The following is a 19,927-nucleotide window of genomic DNA, read 5'->3' as shown; positions in this document are numbered from 1 at the left end:
GTCGGGGACGACACACCGCAGGAGGACCAGCGACGGCATTCGCACACCTGTCGGGTAATTTCTTCCAGGTCCGGCACCCGGCCTACGACAGGAGAAGCTCCGCGCATGGGCAAGAAGACGATCCACGTCTCCGACTTCACCGGAACCGTTCTGCAGCAGGACGACGAGGTGGTTCGTGTCGTCGTCCTGGAGCACCCGGACCTGGTCGCCGGGCCCGTGCAGCTCGACGCCACCCCGGGCGAGGTGGAGAACATCGACGACGCCGCGCTGGACGTGGCGGTGGTCGAGATCCACGACCGGCACGGCGGGGGCGAGCCCCGACGGGTCGTCCTCACCGCGAGCGAGTTCGACGCGATGGCCACCGACGTCCCGATGGCGCAGTTGTTGAAGACGGCCGAACGGGTCCGCCCGCCCAAGGCCCGCAAGAGCGCCGAAAAGATCGACTACGGCACGTTGGAGCACGCCGGCAAGCCGCACCGGGGCCGCGTCACCGAGGAGGAGGCCCGGCTGGTCCGCGAGCAGCTCGACGAGGTCAACAAGCGGCTCGCGGACGCGGGCGTGCGCCAGATCGACCCGGCCGATCCGGAGCACGCCCTGCGCTACGGCTTCCCCGAGGCGTCCTGACCCCGGTTCCTACTGTTGCGCGACGGCGGCGGCGAGGGCGGCGGACAGGTCGGCTTCGACCGCCGCCTTGTCGAGGCCTAGGTCGGTGAGCACGCCGGCACCGTCCTCCTGCTCCAGCAGGGCGAGCAGGATGTGCTCGGTGCCGATGTAGTTGTGCCCGAGGCGCAGCGCCTCCCGGAAGGTCAGCTCCAACGCCTTCTTGCCGCGCGCGTCGTACGGGATGAGGTCCGGAACCTGGTCGACCGACGGCGGTAGGACGGCGCCGACGGCCTCCCGCACTGCCTCGGGGGTGGCACCCCGACCGACCAGCACCCGGGCGGCCAACCCCTCCGGCTCGGCCAGCAGCCCGAGCACCAGGTGCGCGGGGCCGATCTCGGGGTTCCCGGCGGCGCGGGCCTCTTCCTGCGAGGCCATCACCACGTTGCGGGCTCGCGGGGTGAACCGGCCGAAGCCGGCGTTCGGATCGAGCGCCGCGGCCTCGGTGGAGCCCTTGGCCACGAAGCGCTTCTGGGCGGCCTGCTTGCTGACCCCCATGCTGCGGCCGATGTCGGTCCACGACGCTCCCGAGCGCCGGGCCTGGTCGACGAAGTGCCCGATCAGGTGGTCGGCGACCTCACCGAGATGGTCGGCGGCGATCACCGCGTCGGTGAGCTGGTCGAGCGCGTCGGTGTGCGCCTTCTTGATCGCCTGGATGAGGTCGTCGAGCTTGACGGGGTTGCTCATCTGGAAAGGTTCGGTCATGCGTCAACCATAGGTTGACGCCCGCATTCCGTCAACCACTGGTTGACGACATCAGTCGCGAGACGCCCGCTAGGGTGGGCGCGGCCGCACAGCGGAGGAGGGGCCGGCATGCGTCTGCACGTGGGGTGCGCCATGTGGAGTCACCGGTCGTGGCCGGGGCACTCGCTGCCGTCCGGAGAACGCCTCCGGCACTACGCCAGTTGGTGCGACGCCGTGGAGGGCAACACCACCTTCTACGCGACCCCGACCCAGGACACCGTGGCATCCTGGGCGGCGCAGACCGACGCCGGCTTCCGATTCGTCCTCAAGCTGCCCAAGGTCGTCACGCACGAACGTCGGCTCACCAACGCCGACGAACCGCTGCACGCCTTCCTGGACGCGATCGAGCCCCTCGGCCCACGCGTCCACGCCCTCTGGATTCAACTACCGGGGTCGTTCGCGCCGGCCGACGTACCCACGCTCGGCCGGTTCCTCGCGCAGCTCCCGGCTTCCCACCGCTACGCCGTGGAGGTCCGCCATCCCGCGTTCTTCACCGAGCCCGGCGCGACCCGGCTGCTCGAGGAGACCCTGACCGGGGCGTCGGCCGAATGGATCCCCTTCGACACCACCGCGTTCTTCAGCCGCCCGCCGACGAGTGACGCCGAACGCGACGCCTGGATGAAGAAACCCCGGGTGCCGCTGCGGTCCGTCGCGCTGACCGACCGCCCGATCGTGCGCTACCTGGGCCGCGACGACGACACCCGGACCGTGCAGGGGTGGCGGCGTTGGGTCGAGGTCACCGCCGGCTGGCTGCGCGAGGGGCGCTCCCCCACCATGTTCGTCCACACGCCGGACAACGCCGACGCGCCGCGGCTCGCCCGGCGGTTCCACGACGAGGTACGCGCCCACGTGCCGGGTCTCGACCCGCTGCCCGACCCGATCTCCGTCGAGCCGCTGACCCTCTTCTGAGCACCCACGTCACGGCTGTCGGTCGAGCAGCGCGTCGAGGTGATGGGCGGTGCTGATCAGCGAGAGGTGACTGAACGCCTGCGGGAAGTTGCCGATCTGCTCGCCGGTGGGGGCGATCTCCTCCGAGTAGAGCCCCAACGGCGTGCTGTAGGTCAGCATCTTCTCGAACGTCAACCGGGCGTCGTCGAGCCGTCCGGACTGGGCGAGAGCCTGGACGTACCAGAAGGTGCACATGCTGAAGGTGCCCTCGGAGCCGACGAGCCCGTCGGGCGAGGCTTTCGGGTCGTACCGGTAGACGAGACTGTCCGACACCAACTCGTTGTCTATCGCCCGCAACGTCGACAGCCACATCGGATCGTTCGGCGCGATGAAGCCGACGCCGGGCATCGCGAGCAGCGAGGCGTCGGTGATGTCGCTCCCGTAGTGCTGCACGAAGGCCTGCCGTCCCGGATGGAATCCCCGTGCGATGACCTGCTCGTAAACGGCGTTGCGTTGGTCCGCCCACCGGGTGATGCTCGCGGGACGCCCCCGATTGTGCGCGATGCGGATGGCACGGTCGAACGCGAGCCAACACATCATCCGCCCGTAGGTGAAGTCCTGCCGGCCGGACCGGGTCTCCCAGATGCCGTCCTCGGGCTGGTCCCAGTGGTCGCAGAGCCAGTCCATCAGGCCGGCCGTCTTGCGCCACCCCTCGTACGACGTCATCAGCCCGCTCTGGTCGGCGAGGTGCAGCGAGTTCAGCGCCTCGCCGTAGATGTCCAGTTGCAGCTGGCCCGCCGCGCCGTTGCCGATCCGCACCGGCGCCGACCCGCGATACCCCTCCAAGTGCGGCAGCACCTCTTCGGGGAGGTCCGGCGAGCCGTCGATGCGGTACATGATCTGCAGTGGCAGGCCGCCGTCGTGGGCCTCCTGGATACGCGCTTCGAGCCACGACAGATATTTCTGGGCCTCATCGGTGAAACCGACGCTGAGCAGCGCGTGCACCGAGAACGAGGCATCGCGGATCCAGGTGTAGCGGTAGTCCCAGTTCCGCGGGCCGCCGATCTGCTCCGGCAACCCCGCCGTCGGCGCGGCGACCAGGGCGCCTGTCGGGGCGTACGTCATGAGCTTGAGGGTCATGGCCGATCTTTCGACCATCTCCCGCCAGCGACCGGTGTAGGAGGTTCGCAGGGCCCACCGACGCCAGTAGTCCCGGGTTTCGGCGAGCAGTTCGCAGGCCTCTTCCGTGGTGAGAGCCCGGGGTGGGTGGGGGCAGGCCGTCTCCAGCACGACCCCACCGATGTCGCCCTCGTGCAACTCGTAACGGACGCAGACGCCCTCCGCGTCCCGGTGGATCGCCCCGTTGTCGACAAGCCGTTTCGCGTCCTTGAACGCAGTCAGGGTGAGCGAGAGGGTCGAGCTGCGAAAGACGTCGCCCTCCGGATGGACCTCCAACTCGTACGGGTCGCGCCCGTAGTTGAACCGGGGCCGGCAGTCGAAGCGGAACCGCATGCTTCCCCGAACCATCCGGACCAGCCGGACCAGCCGGTGCCGGTCGGTGGCCTGCTCGCCCGTTACGGGCATGAAGTCCAACAGCTCGCCCACGCCGTCGGCACTGTGGAAGCGGGTGATCAGGATCGGCGTGCCGGGTAGGTAGAGCTGTTTGCTCGAATACTCGATCTCGTCGGGCGAGAGTTGGAAGTGTCCGCCCTTGTCGCGGTCGAGCAGGGCGGCGAAGACGCTCGGCGAGTCGAAGCGCGGCGCGCAGAACCAGTCGACCGTTCCGTCCCTACTGATCAGCGCGGCGGTCTGCAGGTCGCCGATCAGGCCGTGCTCCTCGATCCCCGGATATCGCGTCTGCACACTGACCCCCCTCGTCAGGCTGACGGCGACTACCCGGGAAACCCGTCGCTACACGAACGCAGCCCCGAGATCCGGCGAGGGTGTCGGTGGCCGCCGATAGCGTGACCGTTCGACGACATCGACGAAAGGACACCGGATGAGCCTGCGCGGATTCGCCACCCTCAACATCTGGGCCGACGACGTGGCGGCGGCCACCGACTGGTACGCCCGGTTCCTGGGCCAGGAGGCCTACTTCTCGCGACCCGGCCCGGACGGGCGTCCCGCCTACACCGAGTTCCGCCTCGGCGACTACCAGGCGGAGCTGGGCATCATCGACCGCCGGTACGCGCCCCCGGGCGCGGCGAGCGGGCCTGGCGGGGCGGTCATGCACTGGCACGTCGACGACCTCGACGCCACCGTGGAACGGCTCCTGGCCCTGGGCGCCACCGAGTACCAACCGATCACGCCTCGCGGAGACACTGGTTTCGTGACGGCGTCGGTGGTGGACCCCTTCGGCAACGTGCTGGGCGTCATGACCAACCCGCACTACCTCGACATCCTCGCCTCACTCCGGGCGGCCTGAGCTCGGCGTCCCCGTTTCCGCCGCTCGATCCTGGTAGTCCTCATCCACCGCCTGCCGCACCAGGGCCGCCGCCCGCACGGTCTCGATTCCGCTGGCGATCAGCAGATCGTGGGCGGCCGCCCGGAACTCCCCCACCGCGACCAAACCCGAATAGCCGAGACGATGGATGTGCGGGCGGGTCGAGTCCCGGACGGCTCCCTGCGCCCGCCCGACCAGCTCGACGCCCGCCAGGATCTGGTCGCGGGTCTCCTGAGGCTCCCGACCGACCTGGACAGCTCGGCGCAGCGTTGGCATCGCGTCGGCCAGCAGGTCGATAGCCTGCGGAAACTCCTCGGGAATCGGCTCGTCGTCCTTCAGCGCGGTGGTCAGTCGCCGGCACAGTGAACGGCAACCGTGCAGGCTCCGCTCCAGGTGCCGGATCGCCGTGGTGTGGAAGGCCAAGGAGTCACGGTCGCGCCACCGCAGGGGCGCGAGCCGCGTCACCTCCTGGGCGGCGCTGAGCCCGTCGTTGAGAGCGGCCAGGCGGGGATCGAGCTCGCGCAACCCGCGCAGGCTCCGTTCGGCGTCCCCGAGATCGCGCTTACGTAGCGCCGTCGCCAGGTCATGCATGATGTCGGCTGCCGGCCCGACCACCGGCTCGGCCAGCCGCAGCAGCGTCCGCTGCGGATGGATGGGCACCAGGAGCAGACCGACCCCCAGCCCGACCAGCCCCCCGACCGCCGCGTCGACGAAGCGGGGGACGGACAGGTCCCGTAGCGGCGGCTCCAGGGTCGCGATCAGCACCGCCGTGCCGCCGGCCTGGGTGAGCAGCGAACCGCCCCCCTTGAGCAGGATGGCGACCGTTATCGCCAGCACGACGACCACACCGGTCTGCCAGAACCCGATGCCGAAGAACGGCATCAGCACGTCGCCGACGGCCAGCCCCAGGGTCACCCCGACCAGCAGCTCGATGGTGCGCCGCAGGCGCGACCCCATCGAGGCCGCCACGATGCCGACCGCCGTCGTCGGCGCCAGGACCGGGGACGGATTGTCCAAGAACTGGTACGCCACGAACCAGGCGATCGCGGCGGCGACGCCGGCCTGCACCGCGAGCAGACCGAACAGACGCAGCCGCCAGGCACGCGAGCGCAGCGCCCGTTGTGCCCACGCCCGCAGGCGGTCGAACCGGGCCTCCCGGTGGTCCGCCGGCTCGCCGACAGCCGCCGACTCCTGGTGGGCACACATCCGCGCCGCTTACCCGGAGCGCGCAAACCTATCCCGGCTGCGCCAATCGCTTGGGATCCATGCTTGTCGACGTCTGCTGTACTCGACACGAGGATTCCCTCGGCGAAGGAGGCACTGCCATGTCCACCTCCGAGTTCAGCCCCGACGCCCTCCGTACGCTGATCCGCGCCGGCGCTTGGGTCGGCCGTTCCGACACCGAGAAGGCCGCCGTACACCTGTTGACCTTCACCAAGTTCCCGGACCAACCCGGCTTCGCGGACCTGGTCGAGGTCGTGCAGATCCCCGAGTACGACGACGGCCACGACATCCAGGTGGCGGTGATCCGCGACTGGGCGGCGCTGCTCGCGCTACCGGCGGTCGAGCACCTGTCCGCCGACGACCAACGACTGCTCGCCCTGGCCGGCAGCCTCGCCACCGGGCAGCCGGTCGACCTGGCCGCCAACGCCGCCGTCAAGGGCCACGAGCACGCGGCGAAGGTCGCCGAGGCGATGGTGATCGCCGCCGGCTACCACCTGAAGTACGAGGTCAAGGCAACCGCACGACTCACCACGAGGTTCGCCAAGGCCTGAGAGCGTTCGGGGCACCTTCACGAGTACGGCCGGCCGGGCAGCAGGTCGTCGTCGCATCCGCTCTGGGGTAGCCCGGACGCAGCGGCGATGGCCTCGACGGCCTCGTCCAGGCCGGTCGTCTCCGGCAGGACGAGTTCGTCAGGCCAGCCCAGGACGTCATGAGCGGCGTACCAGCCGCTCATGTGCTCGGCGGTGAACTCACTGGCCTGCGGGCGAGTGAGGTGCCGGCGCAGGGTCTCGGCCAGCGACACGTCGAGATAGCAGAACAGCGACCGGCCGCGGTGGTCGTCCCGCAGCGCGGTCAACATGCTTCGGTAGCGGCTGCTGTGCATGATGCCCTCCAGCACCACGTGATAGCCGTGGTCAAGCGCGAACCGAACGGTCTGCGCGATCAGCGCAGGCGCGATGCCGCCGGGCTTGTCCCGTTCGCGCAGCAGGATGCGGCGCAGGTAGTCCTGCTCGACCAGGGCGCAGCCCCGGCCGTGCCGGCGTCGTAGCTCGCGGGCGATGCTGCTCTTGCCGGAGCCGGAGTTGCCCCGGATGCAGACGAGGATCGTGTCCGGGCTGCCAGTGGGTTCAGCGAGCACGATGCCTCCTCGGCTTCAGTCGTTGCGGACACTGAGGTCGAGGGCGGCGACGGTCAGCTGGGTGAGGTCAGGAAGCTGGTCCTCGCCGAGGGTGACGCCGCGCAGGTTGTCCAGCGGCGTCTTGAGGCCCTGGAGCCGGCTGCCCCGCAGGTCGGTGCCGTCGAGCTGGCAGGAGTCCAATTCCAGTCCGGCGAGGTCACATGACCGCAGCGCGATGCGAGGTAGTCGGCAGGAGGACCACGCGCCGTTGGTGAGAGTGCAGTCGGTGAAGGCGACCGAGCCGGCGGCGGTGACGCGTTGGAAGGTGGCGTAGTCGAAGCGGCAGCCGTCGAACAGGACGTCCTTGAGGCGTACGTCGGTGAGCCTGGTGCCGGTGAACCGGGAGCCGGTAATGGCGCAGCGTTCGATGGTGATGCCGGTCAGGGTCGCGCCGGAGAAGTCGGTGCGGGTGATTTCGCAGCCGTAGAGGCTGCCGGCCTCCCAGGTGCTCTCGCTCAGGTCCACGCCGGTGATCAGGCTGCTGCGGATGCGGGCGTCCTCAAGGTGCGAGCCGTGCCACGCCGCGCCGTTGACGAGAGCCTCGGTGAGGCCGCCGGCGAGGTCCGCGGTGATGTCGAGGTCGTCCGGTTCGAGGTCCGGCAGCAGGACCTTCACGTCGCCGATCGTGGTGGTGCGCATGTGTCCTCAACCTGTGTAGGCGCGGGGTGGGCACGCCACCCCGCGCATTCCCGTGGTTGGGGCTACTTCTTCTTGTTCCAGTTGTCCCAGCCGGGTCGGCTGTCGAACTTACCCTTGTTAGCCCAGGCGGGGCGGTTGTCGAACTTCGCCGCGTCGATCGACGCTACTGACCGCTCAGGGTCGACGCCGAGGCGAGCGAGTTGCTCGGGTGCGGCGTTGACGAGGATCGCGAGAGCATTGGTCATGGTGCTACTCCTTGAGGGGTGAGGTGGTCCGCGGCGGCGCGAACGAGGGCCTGTCGGGTGGTCCGGCAGTAGGTCGTCTCTCGGGCGGTGAACGTCGCGTGCTCGAAGTAGCGGTTGCCGGCCTGGGCGCCACGGCAGAAGTCGTAGAAGGCGCAGTGGTCGGCACAGCCGTTGAGGGCCGTAATGAACTCGGCGACGTAGCCCAGGTCGCCGGCGCCGGCAAGCATGGCGGAAATGGATTGCTGAAGGACGTTGCCGACGATGAAGTCGCCGTATCGCGGCTCGGTGATGCCGAGCAGTTCCGGTGACAGCAGCACCACCTGTCCATCCCAAGAGACGGTCGGGATCGGCTCGTACGGCTCGTGGTCGACGCGGCCAGCGCGGGTGGCGGCGAGATAGTCGGCCAGCCGGTCCACGTCGCGGATCCGGAGCGGGCTGCCGCCGACGCGACGTTCGATAAGGCCCTGCCAGAACCGGTACGCGGCGTCCTCCGACACCGGTGCCCGGTCAGCGCCCTCCTGCTCTTCGATGTTGAAGCCCACCGACTCGCAGCCGGGCAGGCCGGTGAAGAAGTCGATGAGGGCTTCCGCGTGGTCGATGGTTTCCGGGGTGACAACACAGATCACCGAATACCTCAGCCCTGCCTCGGCCAGGGTCTGTATGCCGCGCAGGGTTCGGGCGTCCGTCGGGTTGCCGGCCCGGTCGAGGCGGTTCCGGTTCAACGCGCCCGGTCCGTCGATACTGACCCCGACCTCGAACCCATGAGCGGCGAAAACTTCGCACCATTGCCTGTTGATCAACGTCGCGTTTGTTTGGATCTCGTGACGCACCATCCCCGCGCGGCGGAGCTCCTCGAATGGGTCTAGTAGATCCCGGAACAACCCGGTGGGTGTTGCGGTGGGTTCGCCCCCGTGCCACACGACGCTCACCGGATGGCCGCTGTTCTGCTGCGCGATCGACTCGGCGCAAGCCTGCGCGACTGCGCTGCTCATCAGGCGGAGGGATCTCCGGTCGGGCAGGTAGCAGTAGGTGCAGTCGAGGTTGCAAAAGCTCGTCGGCTGCACGACCAGGGTGTGGAAGCTGCCGGCGACCGCCGGCTGGCCGGTAGCGTTGATGAGGCCGATGCCGTTCACGAGGAGGCCTCTTCGATGCTGGCGGCCGTGGTGGTACTGACGCGGTAGGCGTGGGTGTGGCGGGCGGGCCAGCCGAGGAACCGGTCGAACATGTCGGCGGCGCTGCCTGTGACGCTCGGGTTGAGCCGATGCAGGTCGTCGATCGCGTCGTGCAGGCAGCCGGCCAGGTAGAGGAACAGGCTCACCGGCTCTTCCCGGTACTCGGCGAGGAGCGCGAGCTTCGCCGCGCCGCAGGGCCATGGCTGCCCGCACCGGCGGCACAGCCACAGCGGGCGCATCGGCAGATGTTCCACCTCGGCTGGCGCGAGCCCGTTCGCCGCCAGACGGCGCTGCTGCCCGGTCACCGGCGACCGCCCTCGCGGGCCTGCTGCTCGAACAGCCGACGCCACACGAAGGTGAGCAGCGGAGGATCAGCGCGCCGCACCTGACCCTGTGAGGACGTCCACCTGGGCTCGGGGCGCCGGGACTGGCTGGCTATCGCGTTACGCGATACGTACACCGTCATGCCTCCACCCCCGCCAGGATCGATGAGCGGCGGGCTCGCCGGGGGAATGGCGAGCCCGCCGCCGCATCACGGCGGCTGGGAGCAGGCCGCCGATCACCCACCCACGCAGCCCTCATGGCGGTACGCAGGCGGGGAGAACACCGAGACAGTTCGTTCCAGGACGGGCCGAGCCAGCGGCCCAAGCCGTGGTGTGGTGCGCCGCTCATCGATCCCTCCATCTGCAGCTCCCTGTTAGTCATCCCCGACACCGGCATCGACACGCGCCGGTGATCTGGGGTGAACTGAACGTAGGGGCGGTCCGTACGGAGGACCGGGAAAATCCGTACCGGGTCCGGCGGTCTTCAGCGGGCAGGGTGATGGTGTGCGAGGGATGACGGAAGACATGACCACCGGCCAGCGCGTCGCCTTTTACCGGCGTCGACGAGGGCTCTCCCAGGAGGTGCTGGCCGGTTTGGTTGGCAAGACCCAGGAGTGGTTACGCAAGGTCGAGACGAACCGGGCTGACCTCGATCGGCTATCGGTCATACGCGCGATCGCCAAAGCCCTCGACGTGTCCCTCGGCGACCTGATCGAGGCACCGAGCCTGTTCGAGTGGTCGGACGACTCAGGGCGCGAGACCATCCCGGCCTTGCGGGCCGCGCTTCACGACTATCGTCACCTCGCGCCGACGCTGGCCAGCACGGGGGACGTCGAGGCCCCCGCCCTCCGCGAGATCGAGAACGACGTCGCCGAGATCTGGACCGCCTACCAGCACTCGCGATACGGCACCCTCGCCCGCCGGCTGCCCTACCTCATCCACGACTGCCTCACCGCCACCGAGGCGTACGACGGAGACGATGGCCAGCGAGCGCACGCGATGACCGCCTACGCCCACCAGCTCGCCGCGTTGTTCCTCACCAAGCTCGGCGAAGGTGACCTCGCGTGGACCGCCGCCAGCCGGGGCTTGGCCGCCGCCAACGCCAGCCACGACCACGTCGTCATCGGCTCACTCAGCCGCTCCGCCGCGCACTCGCTCGCCTCCATCGGGGAGTACGCCCAAGCCCTGGGCCTCGCCGCCACGGCGGCGCGGTTCCTGGAACCCCGGCTCGTCAGGCCGACTCCGCAGCTGCTGTCGGTCTACGGCAGCCTGCACCTCGTCTGCGCGCTCGCCGCCGCCCGAGACGACGACCGCGCCTCCGCCGACACCCACATCAACGAAGCCGATACCGCCGCACAGCGGCTCGGCGCCGACGGCAACCACGTGTGGACCGCGTTCGGGCCGACCAACGTATCGATCCACAAGACGACCGTGGCGATGGAACTCGGCGATGTGCAACGCGCCATCGCCATCGGCGCCCCACTCGACACCAGCACCGTGCCCGTCGAGCGGCAGGTTCGCCACGCCATCGAAACTGCCCGAGCCCTCGCCCGGTGGAACCGCATCGACGACGCGCTCGCCGCGCTCCTAGACGCCGAGACCCTCGGGCCCGACCAGGTGCGCTACCACCAGCTCTCCCGCGACCTCGTCCGAGACATCCTCACCCGCCCCCGGCCACCACGACTGGCCGTCGAACTCAGCGACCGAATGGGCGTCCGGACGGGAGGCCCCCGCTGGTAGCTGGGCTCAGATCAACCGGCTCGTGTAGCCAGCCGCCACCAGGCGCTCGAAGGCCGCCCGCACCTCGTCCGGCATCTCCTGGGGGATAGCGAACCCGCGCTCGGCGTACACCTCGATCCGCTGCGTGTCGCCCACCAGCATGTCCACCACCCGCCGCGGGTCGCCGATGCTGCGCACGTAGTCGTCCAGCTCGAGCGGGTTTGAGGCGCACACCACATCGACCTCCGGCCAGATCAGCCTGCAGGTGGCGTAGGCCCGACGCTGTTGGTAGGGCCGCGACATGATCAGCACCGACTTCACCGGGATCTGGCGTTCGGCCAGGAGCGCACGGGAGAATTCGAGGTTCTCGGCGGTGTTCGTGGCACGCGGCTCCACGAGAACCGCCTCCGGGGGCACACCCTGCTCGACGGCGTACTCGCGGTAGTGCACCGCCTCTCCACGCGGGAACCTTTCGACCGTGGTCGGGGCGTTCGCACCGGTGAAAACAATCCATGGGAACAGGCCTGCTTGAAACAGGCGCGATGCGACCACTGCAACGCCGAGGTCATGGCTGCCCAGCCCGATGCCCACGTCGCACGGGCGTAGCTCGTGGTGCATGTCGTGGTATCGCCACAGCGTCGCCACGTGAGCACGGACTTCGTCTGAGAGCACGTGAGTCGGCACTTCGGTCTGCCGTTCCATCAGCGCCCGCCAGCTAGGGCGAGCGCTGGAGTTTGGTTCACGCCCCGTTTACTCATGATGTCAGCGTAGGGCAGGCCGGGCGACGCAGATCAGCTACAGCACGTCTGTCCAGCGGGGGGCATTCAGGTAGGGCCGACACCATCAGCGCCATCGGCAGCCGCTCCCTCCGTCGGTGCCCGCTCGCGTACCTGAACCCACAACGCCATCTCGCCAGCCTCGCGGACGGCCGCACCGCGCACGGAGCGAGCCCACGCGATCTGCGGCAGATGAGCGCCTCGGTAGGGCGAGGCGCTTGTAGTTTCGCGACCCGGACTGGTGTTTTCAGCTCCGATCCGAACGACGCCAACTTCGCAGCGCTTCCCGCTCTGTCCGGCACGCTGCGACGTCCGCGTGCAACTTGCTGGTCCAGCTGTGTCCGCCGCGAGTCGCCGTTACGCGGATCTCGACCTGATCGAGGGTAGGCATACCAGCATCGCTCTCCGCGAACTCCACCCGCCAATGTGCCCGGTCGCCGACATCCAGCCCGGCCGGCTTGACCCCTTCGTACGCATGCACCGCAGTGAACCGCGGCTCCCCCGGCTCGACTCCGTTGATGCCGGGGGTGAACGAGACGCCATCGGTTAGCAGATCGACTCGCAGCTCATCAAGTGGGCCAGCTGGCGACGCTGCGACGCCAATCATCAGCCTGTGCCAACCATGGTGGCCGGTCTCATCACCGTTAGGGTTCTCCACCTCGGCAGTGAACTGCGGCGCTTGCTGCTGCTGGAGCAGCTTCGCAGCCGTCGCTGCTGACTCTGCCGAGGCCACATACGAACGCCACGCGAACAGTGCAGCGGCGGCCGCGATCGCTGCGGCCACCCATTCAGGAGCATTTCCCCAGTCAGGCATGACCAACATCGTAGCGACTGACTACGATAGGAGAGTTCGTCAGAACCCCAGCCTCGCGCAGCATCAGATGGGACGTATGCGAACAACTGCACGCAAAAAAATGCCAGCCGCACGAGCTTGCAGCAGTCGACCAGAGAAGATGTCAGACCTGCCCCGTAAAGTAGCCGGGTGGCGAGCAACCATCTATTCAACGGCCGCGAATTAGCGGCAGACCTGGGCACCAACCTCAAGCAGGTCATGGACGCCCTGAACGCCTGGAACGATGACGACTTCCTGGCGCGCACCGACGCCGACCTCATCACCGAGCTCGTCGCCGTCGGCGCCGTCGAATGCCCGGCGCTGCATCCGGACGAGTGGTACATGGACGAGAGGCCCACCGAGGCTGAGCGCTCGGTGGTCAATATGTTCGGAGAGCGCGTACGCGAACGAGTCGTTCAGTACACAGTCCGGATCCCCTTCAGCGGCCACCCGGCTCCGTTCACGATGAAAGCAAGTCAGTACTTCATTGCGCCGATAGAGGCTAAGGTCGACGAGAAGGCCAGCGAGCTGGTGATCGTCTGGGAGGGAACCCGCCCCGATCCGGAGGCAGTCAGACAGTGGTTTCGCACACGAATCGATCGCATCGAGAAGGGTCTGGGCTTCGCTCGCACTGACATCAACACCCATATCAGCAACCTACTTAACCAGATGCCGCAATGGGTGGCCCAACGCCGCGCACGACTGCTCGCGGCGCGGCAAGTCCATGCCAGTATCGGCATTCCGATCCGGCGGCGGGCTGACGCCAACGTCTACGCACTGCCGGTACAGCGGCGTCGCCTCGTCACCCGCACGACGCAGTCGAGCCGGGCCCAGGCTAATCCCTTTGAGCCCGAGCCGGCCCTTGAAAAAGCAAGCTACGAAGATGCACTCGCGGTCCTGCGTAACGCGCGTAACGCGTTCGAGCGCAGTCCATCGCTGACCGAAAAGCTCGGCGAAGAACTCATCCGTGATCTGCTGCTGATCCTCTTGAACGCTCAATTCGAGGGCAGAGCTGGCGGCGAACTATTTAACTGCGGCGGCAAGACCGACATCCTTATCCGCGAGAAGGACGCCAACGTGTTCATCGGGGAGTGCAAGATCTTCGGACCCAAGGACGGCGCCACCAAGATTACGGACACGATCGATCAACTCTTGGGCTACCTGACCTGGCGCGACACCAAGGCCGCGTTGTTGCTGTTCATCCGGGACCGCGACGTCACCAGCGTGATCGGCAAGGCCGTCGCGGCGTTCGAGGCGCATCCGAACTTCAAGCGGCGTGGCTCGACCGCCTCGGACGAGCGGTACGACTTCGTGGTCCACGCGAACGGTGACCCTGCCCGCGAGATGCACATCGCGTTCCTGCCGTTTCTAGTCGGCGGTGCTCGGTAGCTGAGCAGCCTGTTGCGTTAATCGCCCGAGCGCTCGTCGGCCACGTTTGTCGCCCCAGCGAACGGACTCAATTCGGGCAGGGGCAGTTGCTTCATATGGCCGACGTTGCCCCTCAGGGTGCCGAATGCATTGCGGCTCCTACACCCCTTACTGCGGCCCGGCTACCGCGTTCTGCCCTAGATCGCCGGACCTCGGCTCCGAGCCCATTCGGGATTCGCCCCCCCCCCCCCCCGAACCGATCAAGAACCGCCGACTGCCGCAGCCCTCGACCACCCGACCATCGTGCGCAGCAGCCACGGAGCGGTGTCCTAGAGCAGCCCGCCGCATCCCACCGTTACCGCCCCCGATGCTCCTGACCACCGGCGACGGCCGGACACGAAAAAGGCCCCGACCCAGTGTGAACCACCAGGTCAGGGCCTATCTCGTTGGTGCGCCGCCAGGGACTCGAACCCCGAACCCGCGGATTAAGAGTCCGCTGCTCTGCCAGTTGAGCTAGCGGCGCTCGCTGACAACGACGAGCACGCTAACACGTGCGCGAACCGACCTCGGAACCCCTCCCCGGCCCGCGTTCAGTGCGCCGGGTTGGGCGTGTGCGGCAGTTTGCCGAGTTGCTTCCAGTTCGTCTCGGCGACGTCCACGCCGTAGTGCTTGGCGGCGGCGAGGATGTTCTGGAAGGCCAGGTCGCGGTCCGCGTCGGTGACGCCCTGCACCTGGTCGAAGCGGGCGATGGCGTTGCGGACGTGGCTGGCGTCGGTCATCGGCTCCTTGCGCTTGCCGGGGAAGGCGAAGACGGTCTCCGGCAGCTCGCGCTTGTCCTTGTCGGTCAGGCCGCCGTGCTTCTCGTGGGGCTTCCAGGTCGACTTCATCGCCCACCATTACCCATTTTTCGTCCAGACGTACGCCCGGACCGGCTTGATTAAGGGTGTTTAAAGACCCTGTCCGGCACGCGCGGCGAGTGCCTACCATACGGCGGCCGTGACCGTTCGGGTCAGCTTGTCGTGTGTTCGTTGGGAGTGACCCGTGTCGTACGAAGGCCCGCCGCCGTCCCGTCATCGTCCCCCGGGGTGGGCCACCCACAAGAGACTGAGCGTCGCCGCGGGCGCGGCCGTCGTGCTCGTCGTCGCGGCCGGCGCCGTGTACCTGGGCAACGGCGCCGCGCAGTCCGAGCCGTCAAACGCGGCCAACGCCGCCGAGTACCCGTCGCCGTCGGCCGGGCAGCCGGAGTCGTCCGGAACGGCGGTGTCGGCCTCGGCGACACCTTCGGTCTCCGCGACTCCGTCGACCGGCGCGACGCCGTCGGCCGCTGCCGCACCGAAGGTTCCCACCACCGGCTGGGTTCCGATCGACCGGGCGGCCTGGAAGGCGCAGGCCGACGCGTACCAGGCGTTGAAGATCGACCCCGCCCCGGCCGGTGTCGGCGACCTGCCGGAGTTCCGGGCGGACTGCCAGTACAGCCACCGACTGCCGGACGACCCGATCGTCGCCCCCGGCCTCCCGGGCGCCTCACACATGCACTCCTTCGTCGGCAACAAGGCCGTCGACGCGAACACCGTCGCCGGAGACCTGACGAAGTTCACGGCCACGTCCTGCAAGCCGATCCAGGATCACTCCGCGTACTGGGTGCCCACGCTCTACGACAACGCGACCGGTAAGCCGGTCGAGACCACCGGCTTCCGGGTCTACTACCGCTCGCTCGCGAAGAACTCGACCGGCCAGATGCCCATGCCCAACGGCCTGCGCATGATCTCCGGGGATGCCAAGAAGAAGCAGCCGACACCGCGCGGCGCGACCGGCCAGTTCTACTGCGCCTTCTACGGTCCCGGCGACCTCGACGGCGTCGCCCGCAGCACCAACGGCAACTGGCCGATCTGCGGCGGGACCGCCACGCTGCACTTCATGCTGCAGTTCCCGGACTGCTGGGACGGCAAGCACCTGGACAGCCCCAACCACAAGGACCATGTGGCGTACGGCAGCGGCGGTACCTGCCCGCCCGGCCACCCGGTTCGGATCCCGGCGATCACCTTCGACATCCAGTACCCGGCCAAGGGCACCCCGGCGGGCTACTACCTCTCCTCCGACAAGGCGGGCAAGAGCGCCTCGTCGATGCACGGCGACGCGTTCGTGGTGTGGGACGTCAACACCATGAACAAGCGCACCAAGAACTGCGTCCTGGGGCGCAGGACCTGCGACAACTACGGCTACCAGAAGTAGTCGGGGCCGGACCGGAGAACGGCCCGGCCCCGACTGACGATCGCCTAGGGCCAGTTTCATAAGGGCGGTCGAGCCGAGGCGGAGTCCGGGCGGCGATCCGGCAAGGCGCGGTTTCGTCCGGATACCGGTGTTGTATCCGGACGAAACCGCAACGCCGCCGGTCGTCGTCCGGGCCCGCCGCAGGCCGGCCAGCTCTTATGAAACAGGCCCTAGTGCGCTGGGCCATTTGTCAGGGCCTAGGTGCACTGCCGCGCGGGTGGCGTGCGGCGCCAGACCTGGCGGGGTGCGAACCCTTCACGTCGCAGCCAGTGCTCGGTATAGACAATCCGCTCGGGCTCAACGACCACAAGGGTGTCTTCGGGCGGCTCGGACACCGAGCGTCCCCGCTCGGCGTGCTCGTTCTCCCATCGGAACGCCTCCCAGTAGTGCGTACGGTCCGGATGCGCCGGATCGAGCACCCGGGCGGTACCGAACACCTGCGCCCCACGGCTGCTGGCCAGCCCGACCAGCGGCGCGAAGATCCCGACGGACACTCGCGGATCGGCGGCGATGTTGCGCATCTTGGGCGAGCGCGGCGAGGCCGTGAACAGCACCGTGAAGCCGAGCGGGTAGTACCGCACCGGGGTGGCCAGCGGGCCGTCCGGACCCGTGGTCGCGAGTACGCACATGTTCTGCGACGACAGCAGGTTGAGAATGCGCTCGTCGAGCCGTTCACGATCGAGCCGCCCAACCGGCGTGGGCCCGGCCAGCCATGGATTGGTCAATGGCACGCGGGAACCTTATCGCGCGGCTTGACCTGAAGCTTGGATGAGGTCCTAGCCTCCGGTATCGGAGGTACGCATGAGCATGGAAGTTACCGCGTGGACGTCTCTGCGCCACGCGATGAACGCGCGGGACGAGCGACCGCTGTCCCGCGCCACCCTGAAGCGGATCGCGCGGTTCGCCCGGCCGCACCGCGCACTGATCGTCAGATTCCTGCTGTTGAGTGTGGTGACGGCAGTCCTCACGGTGGCGTCGCCGATTCTCGCCGGTCGGGTGGTCGAGGCGATCGTCGACGGCGCCGACGGCGGCGTCGTGGTCCGGTTGGCCGTACTGATCGCGGTGATCGCCCTCGCCGAGGCCGGCCTCGGGCTGGTGACCCGATTCCTCTCCGCCAGCATCGGTGAGGGGCTGATCGTTCAACTGCGGACGGCTGTCTTCGACCACGTCCAACAGATGCCGGTGGCGTTCTTCACGCGGACCCGCACAGGTGCGCTGGTCAGCCGCCTGAACAACGACGTGATCGGCGCGCAGCGCGCGTTCAGCGACACTCTGTCCAGTGTGGTCGGCAACGCGGTCACGCTGATGCTGACGTTGGCCGTGATGCTCAGCTTCTCGTGGCAGATCACGCTGTTGGCGCTCGTCCTGCTGCCGATCTTCGTGCTACCGGCCCGCCGCATGGGCTCACGGCTCGCCCGCTTGCAGCGTGAGGCCGCCGAGCACAACGCGGCCATGAGCACCCGCATGACGGAACGGTTCTCCGCGCCCGGCGCCACCCTGGTCAAGCTGTACGGGCGACCGGCCGAGGAGTCCGCCGAGTTCGCCGCCCGGGCACGGCGGGTACGGGACATCGGCGTCCGTACGGCGATGCTGCAGTGGGTCTTCATCACCGCGCTCACCGTGGTCGGCTCGCTGGCGCTGGCCCTGGTCTACGGGCTGGGCGGCCTGTACGCCCTGCGCGGCAGCCTCGACGCCGGGACCGTGGTCGCCCTCGCGCTGCTGCTGTCACGCCTCTACGCGCCGCTGACGTCGCTGGCCAGCGCCCGGGTCGAGGTGATGAGCGCGCTGGTGAGCTTCGAGCGGGTCTTCGAGGTCCTCGACCTCAGGCCGCTGATCCTCGACAAGCCCGACGCCCGCCCCCTCCCCGACGGACCGGTCGCGGTCGAGTTCGACGGGGTACGGTTCGGCTATCCGTCCGCGGACCGGGTGTCCCTCGCCTCCCTCGAGGACGTGGTGAAGCTCGACACGCGCGGCGGCGAGGACGTGCTGCACGAGGTGTCGTTCCGCGCCGAGGCGGGTCAGATGGTCGCGCTCGTGGGCTCCTCCGGGGCGGGCAAGTCGACGATCGCGCAGTTGGTGCCCCGCCTGTACGACGTCGATGACGGGACCGTGAAGCTCGGCGACGTCGACGTACGCGACCTGTCCGCCGAGTCGATCCGGACGGCGCTGGGCGTGGTCACCCAGGACGGGCACCTCTTCCACGAGAGCATCCGCGCCAACCTGGCGTTCGCCCGGCCCGACGCCAGCGAGGACGAGATGTGGGACGTGCTGCGGCGGGCCCGACTCGACGACCTGATCCGTACGCTTCCCGATGGTCTCGACACCATCGTCGGCGAACGCGGATACCGCCTGTCCGGCGGCGAGCGGCAACGGTTGACCATCGCGCGACTGTTGCTGGCCCGGCCGCGCGTGGTCATCCTCGACGAGGCCACCGCGCACCTCGACTCCACGTCGGAGGCCGCGGTCCAGGACGCCCTCGCCGAGGCCCTGACCGGTCGCACGAGCGTGGTCATCGCGCACCGGCTGTCCACCATCCGGGCGGCCGACCAGATCCTCGTCGTGGAGGCCGGCCGGATCGTCGAACGCGGACGACACGGCGACCTGCTCGCGGCGGGCGGTCGCTACCACGAGCTGTACCGCACCCAGTTCGCCCAGGAGCAACCGACGGCCCAGGAGCAACCGACGGTCCAGGAACAACGCGTGCCGATCTAGACCACCGCGCCGGGGCATCTGCTCCACGACGTCGCCGCCCGCCTCGGGTCGCCCCCGGGGCGGGCGGCGAGATTCGACGATCAGTCGTCGTCGCCGTCGTCGCTGTCGTCGCCGTCGTCGCTGTCGTCGCCGTCGTCGTCCGCGTCGTCGTTCTTGTCATCGGCGTCGTCATCGACATCGACCGGCTCCTGCTCGGCCTTGACCACCGAGCCGTCCGCACGGTCAACGTCCACCTCGTGCTCGGTGTCGCCGACGACGACCTCGACGCTCCAGACCGCACGGCCGTGCTCCTGCTCGGCCTCGATCTCGACGATCTGACCGCCGCCAGCCTTGGCGAGCGCGATCTCCCCGGCCCGCTTCTCGTCGACAGCGGCGCCGGCCGGCGCCCCGCCCGCAGACGGGGCTCCACTTGGCGACGGGGCACCGCTCGTCGGCGTACCCGATGGTGTGCCGGTCGACGACGGACCGCCGGTCGCCGGCGCGGCGGTCGTGCTCTCGGCCGTCGGCGCGACGGTCGCGGCGGCGAGCGTCGTGTCGGTGCGCGAGTCCTTCGCGGCGGTGACGCCGAGCGCGGCCCCGGCCACTGCCAGCACCGCCACCCCGCCGGCCGACGCCAGGAGCAGATTGGTCCGCTTCATCGTGGTGTCCACCTTTCCTCGGTTGTCGACTACGAGGATCGGCGGAACCGGGATAGCAGCGCGCTGTCCCAACGCTAAGGCCGGGTTAAGCCGGCG

22 protein-coding genes and 1 tRNA gene are annotated in these 19,927 nt (G+C 68.8%); 8 read left to right on the top strand and 15 right to left on the bottom strand.

The features are described 5' to 3' along the window. Nucleotides 1-105: 105 nt before the first annotated feature. Nucleotides 106-624, top strand: coding sequence for a hypothetical protein (locus ACIBTX_RS25495; RefSeq protein WP_124771885.1), 519 nt, complete (start codon nt 106-108; stop codon nt 622-624). 9 nt (nt 625-633) lie between these two features. On the opposite strand, the gene ACIBTX_RS25490 is transcribed toward ACIBTX_RS25495, so the two are convergent. Next, nucleotides 634-1,365 (bottom strand): Clp protease N-terminal domain-containing protein, encoded by a 732-nt coding sequence (locus ACIBTX_RS25490; RefSeq protein WP_357127506.1) that lies wholly within the window; start codon nt 1,363-1,365, stop codon nt 634-636. A gap of 132 nt (nt 1,366-1,497) precedes the next feature. On the opposite strand from ACIBTX_RS25490, the gene ACIBTX_RS25485 reads away from it, so the two are divergent. Further along, the gene (locus tag ACIBTX_RS25485; protein ID WP_357173326.1) at nt 1,498-2,313 is read left to right on the top strand and encodes a DUF72 domain-containing protein; all 816 of its coding nucleotides are present in this window, start codon (nt 1,498-1,500) and stop codon (nt 2,311-2,313) included. A 9-nt stretch (nt 2,314-2,322) separates the two neighbouring features. On the opposite strand, the gene ACIBTX_RS25480 is transcribed toward ACIBTX_RS25485, so the two are convergent. Continuing rightward, complete coding sequence (locus ACIBTX_RS25480) at nt 2,323-4,155, bottom strand: glycoside hydrolase family 15 protein (protein ID WP_357127508.1); 1,833 nt, start codon at nt 4,153-4,155, stop codon at nt 2,323-2,325. Between the two features lie 136 nt (nt 4,156-4,291). Between ACIBTX_RS25480 and ACIBTX_RS25475 the strand changes: the two genes are divergently transcribed. Next, the gene (locus ACIBTX_RS25475) at nt 4,292-4,717 is read left to right on the top strand and encodes a VOC family protein (protein ID WP_357127512.1); all 426 of its coding nucleotides are present in this window, start codon (nt 4,292-4,294) and stop codon (nt 4,715-4,717) included. Here the strand turns inward: ACIBTX_RS25475 and ACIBTX_RS25470 are convergent. Continuing rightward, nucleotides 4,700-5,941, bottom strand: coding sequence for an FUSC family protein (locus ACIBTX_RS25470; protein ID WP_357173129.1), 1,242 nt, complete (start codon nt 5,939-5,941; stop codon nt 4,700-4,702). The two genes, ACIBTX_RS25475 and ACIBTX_RS25470, sit on opposite strands and share 18 nt — an antisense overlap. A gap of 119 nt (nt 5,942-6,060) precedes the next feature. Between ACIBTX_RS25470 and ACIBTX_RS25465 the strand changes: the two genes are divergently transcribed. Next, nucleotides 6,061-6,510 carry a hypothetical protein gene (locus ACIBTX_RS25465; protein WP_357127517.1) on the top strand — a complete coding sequence of 150 codons (450 nt, stop codon included), beginning with the start codon at nt 6,061-6,063 and terminating at the stop codon, nt 6,508-6,510. A 17-nt stretch (nt 6,511-6,527) separates the two neighbouring features. On the opposite strand, the gene ACIBTX_RS25460 is transcribed toward ACIBTX_RS25465, so the two are convergent. The 6 genes from ACIBTX_RS25460 to amcA (ACIBTX_RS25435) form a co-directional block, all read right to left on the bottom strand. Next, on the bottom strand, nt 6,528-7,097 hold the full coding sequence (locus ACIBTX_RS25460; protein ID WP_357127520.1) for a kinase: 570 nt from the start codon (nt 7,095-7,097) through the stop codon (nt 6,528-6,530). 15 nt (nt 7,098-7,112) lie between these two features. Beyond that, nucleotides 7,113-7,775, bottom strand: a complete 663-nt coding sequence (locus ACIBTX_RS25455) for a pentapeptide repeat-containing protein (protein WP_357127523.1) — start codon at nt 7,773-7,775, stop codon at nt 7,113-7,115. A gap of 62 nt (nt 7,776-7,837) precedes the next feature. Continuing rightward, the gene (gene amcA, locus ACIBTX_RS25450; RefSeq protein WP_357127526.1) at nt 7,838-8,020 is read right to left on the bottom strand and encodes a multiple cyclophane-containing RiPP AmcA; all 183 of its coding nucleotides are present in this window, start codon (nt 8,018-8,020) and stop codon (nt 7,838-7,840) included. Next, on the bottom strand, nt 8,017-9,153 hold the full coding sequence (gene amcB / locus ACIBTX_RS25445) for a cyclophane-forming radical SAM peptide maturase AmcB (RefSeq protein WP_357394082.1): 1,137 nt from the start codon (nt 9,151-9,153) through the stop codon (nt 8,017-8,019). Before amcB ends, amcA (ACIBTX_RS25450) begins: the two co-directional genes overlap by 4 nt. After that, a complete protein-coding gene (locus ACIBTX_RS25440) occupies nt 9,150-9,497 on the bottom strand; it encodes a hypothetical protein (RefSeq protein ID WP_357127532.1) in 348 nt (115 codons plus the stop codon). The genes amcB and ACIBTX_RS25440 overlap by 4 nt, the downstream gene beginning before the upstream one ends. Then, on the bottom strand, nt 9,494-9,658 hold the full coding sequence (gene amcA, locus ACIBTX_RS25435) for a multiple cyclophane-containing RiPP AmcA (protein ID WP_196921378.1): 165 nt from the start codon (nt 9,656-9,658) through the stop codon (nt 9,494-9,496). Before amcA (ACIBTX_RS25435) ends, ACIBTX_RS25440 begins: the two co-directional genes overlap by 4 nt. 370 nt (nt 9,659-10,028) lie before the next feature. On the opposite strand from amcA (ACIBTX_RS25435), the gene ACIBTX_RS25430 reads away from it, so the two are divergent. After that, nucleotides 10,029-11,255 (top strand): helix-turn-helix transcriptional regulator, encoded by a 1,227-nt coding sequence (locus ACIBTX_RS25430; RefSeq protein ID WP_357173124.1) that lies wholly within the window; start codon nt 10,029-10,031, stop codon nt 11,253-11,255. Nucleotides 11,256-11,261: 6 nt separating this feature from the next. Here the strand turns inward: ACIBTX_RS25430 and ACIBTX_RS25425 are convergent, their stop codons facing one another. Both ACIBTX_RS25425 and ACIBTX_RS25420 read right to left on the bottom strand, forming a co-directional pair. Further along, entirely contained in the window at nt 11,262-11,936 is a 675-nt protein-coding gene (locus ACIBTX_RS25425; protein WP_357127539.1) for a YdcF family protein, read from the bottom strand. Between the two features lie 321 nt (nt 11,937-12,257). Next, nucleotides 12,258-12,824, bottom strand: a complete 567-nt coding sequence (locus tag ACIBTX_RS25420) for a hypothetical protein (RefSeq protein WP_357173121.1) — start codon at nt 12,822-12,824, stop codon at nt 12,258-12,260. Between the two features lie 168 nt (nt 12,825-12,992). Between ACIBTX_RS25420 and ACIBTX_RS25415 the strand changes: the two genes are divergently transcribed. Further along, nucleotides 12,993-14,231, top strand: a complete 1,239-nt coding sequence (locus tag ACIBTX_RS25415; RefSeq protein WP_396833094.1) for a hypothetical protein — start codon at nt 12,993-12,995, stop codon at nt 14,229-14,231. Between the two features lie 426 nt (nt 14,232-14,657). Here ACIBTX_RS25415 and ACIBTX_RS25410 read toward each other — a convergent pair. Further along, nucleotides 14,658-14,733 (bottom strand) — tRNA-Lys (locus ACIBTX_RS25410). A 67-nt stretch (nt 14,734-14,800) separates the two neighbouring features. Beyond that, entirely contained in the window at nt 14,801-15,097 is a 297-nt protein-coding gene (locus ACIBTX_RS25405; RefSeq protein WP_357173115.1) for a DUF6582 domain-containing protein, read from the bottom strand. A gap of 154 nt (nt 15,098-15,251) precedes the next feature. Here ACIBTX_RS25405 and ACIBTX_RS25400 point away from each other — a divergent pair, with 154 nt between their 5' ends. Continuing rightward, a complete protein-coding gene (locus ACIBTX_RS25400) occupies nt 15,252-16,442 on the top strand; it encodes a DUF1996 domain-containing protein (RefSeq protein WP_357173112.1) in 1,191 nt (396 codons plus the stop codon). A gap of 236 nt (nt 16,443-16,678) precedes the next feature. Here ACIBTX_RS25400 and ACIBTX_RS25395 read toward each other — a convergent pair whose 3' ends face one another. Beyond that, the gene (locus tag ACIBTX_RS25395; protein ID WP_357125690.1) at nt 16,679-17,212 is read right to left on the bottom strand and encodes a pyridoxamine 5'-phosphate oxidase family protein; all 534 of its coding nucleotides are present in this window, start codon (nt 17,210-17,212) and stop codon (nt 16,679-16,681) included. A gap of 70 nt (nt 17,213-17,282) precedes the next feature. On the opposite strand from ACIBTX_RS25395, the gene ACIBTX_RS25390 reads away from it, so the two are divergent. Beyond that, nucleotides 17,283-19,193 (top strand): ABC transporter ATP-binding protein, encoded by a 1,911-nt coding sequence (locus ACIBTX_RS25390; RefSeq protein WP_357125687.1) that lies wholly within the window; start codon nt 17,283-17,285, stop codon nt 19,191-19,193. A gap of 80 nt (nt 19,194-19,273) precedes the next feature. On the opposite strand, the gene ACIBTX_RS25385 is transcribed toward ACIBTX_RS25390, so the two are convergent. Next, nucleotides 19,274-19,831 (bottom strand): PepSY domain-containing protein, encoded by a 558-nt coding sequence (locus tag ACIBTX_RS25385; RefSeq protein WP_357169282.1) that lies wholly within the window; start codon nt 19,829-19,831, stop codon nt 19,274-19,276. Nucleotides 19,832-19,927: the final 96 nt, after the last annotated feature.

Source organism: Micromonospora sp. NPDC049359 (genome assembly GCF_044466585.1).
GTDB lineage: Bacteria > Actinomycetota > Actinomycetes > Mycobacteriales > Micromonosporaceae > Micromonospora.
The sequence above is the reverse complement of the archived record's forward strand: the minus strand, read 5'-3'. Positions and strand labels throughout refer to the sequence as shown.

Bases quoted from the DNA above. Each gene is read 5' to 3' on its own strand.
- ACIBTX_RS25425 (WP_357127539.1), bottom strand. From the start codon at position 11,936: ATGGAACGGCAGACCGAAGTGCCGACTCACGTGCTCTCAGACGAAGTC.
- ACIBTX_RS25385 (WP_357169282.1), bottom strand. From the start codon at position 19,831: ATGAAGCGGACCAATCTGCTCCTGGCGTCGGCCGGCGGGGTGGCGGTG.
- ACIBTX_RS25430 (WP_357173124.1), top strand. From the start codon at position 10,029: ATGACGGAAGACATGACCACCGGCCAGCGCGTCGCCTTTTACCGGCGT.
- amcA (WP_357127526.1), bottom strand. From the start codon at position 8,020: ATGACCAATGCTCTCGCGATCCTCGTCAACGCCGCACCCGAGCAACTC.
- amcA (WP_196921378.1), bottom strand. From the start codon at position 9,658: ATGACGGTGTACGTATCGCGTAACGCGATAGCCAGCCAGTCCCGGCGC.
- ACIBTX_RS25390 (WP_357125687.1), top strand. From the start codon at position 17,283: ATGAGCATGGAAGTTACCGCGTGGACGTCTCTGCGCCACGCGATGAAC.
- ACIBTX_RS25420 (WP_357173121.1), bottom strand. From the start codon at position 12,824: ATGCCTGACTGGGGAAATGCTCCTGAATGGGTGGCCGCAGCGATCGCG.
- ACIBTX_RS25465 (WP_357127517.1), top strand. From the start codon at position 6,061: ATGTCCACCTCCGAGTTCAGCCCCGACGCCCTCCGTACGCTGATCCGC.
- ACIBTX_RS25455 (WP_357127523.1), bottom strand. From the start codon at position 7,775: ATGCGCACCACCACGATCGGCGACGTGAAGGTCCTGCTGCCGGACCTC.
- ACIBTX_RS25475 (WP_357127512.1), top strand. From the start codon at position 4,292: ATGAGCCTGCGCGGATTCGCCACCCTCAACATCTGGGCCGACGACGTG.
- ACIBTX_RS25495 (WP_124771885.1), top strand. From the start codon at position 106: ATGGGCAAGAAGACGATCCACGTCTCCGACTTCACCGGAACCGTTCTG.
- ACIBTX_RS25485 (WP_357173326.1), top strand. From the start codon at position 1,498: ATGTGGAGTCACCGGTCGTGGCCGGGGCACTCGCTGCCGTCCGGAGAA.
- ACIBTX_RS25490 (WP_357127506.1), bottom strand. From the start codon at position 1,365: ATGACCGAACCTTTCCAGATGAGCAACCCCGTCAAGCTCGACGACCTC.
- ACIBTX_RS25405 (WP_357173115.1), bottom strand. From the start codon at position 15,097: ATGAAGTCGACCTGGAAGCCCCACGAGAAGCACGGCGGCCTGACCGAC.
- ACIBTX_RS25470 (WP_357173129.1), bottom strand. From the start codon at position 5,941: ATGTGTGCCCACCAGGAGTCGGCGGCTGTCGGCGAGCCGGCGGACCAC.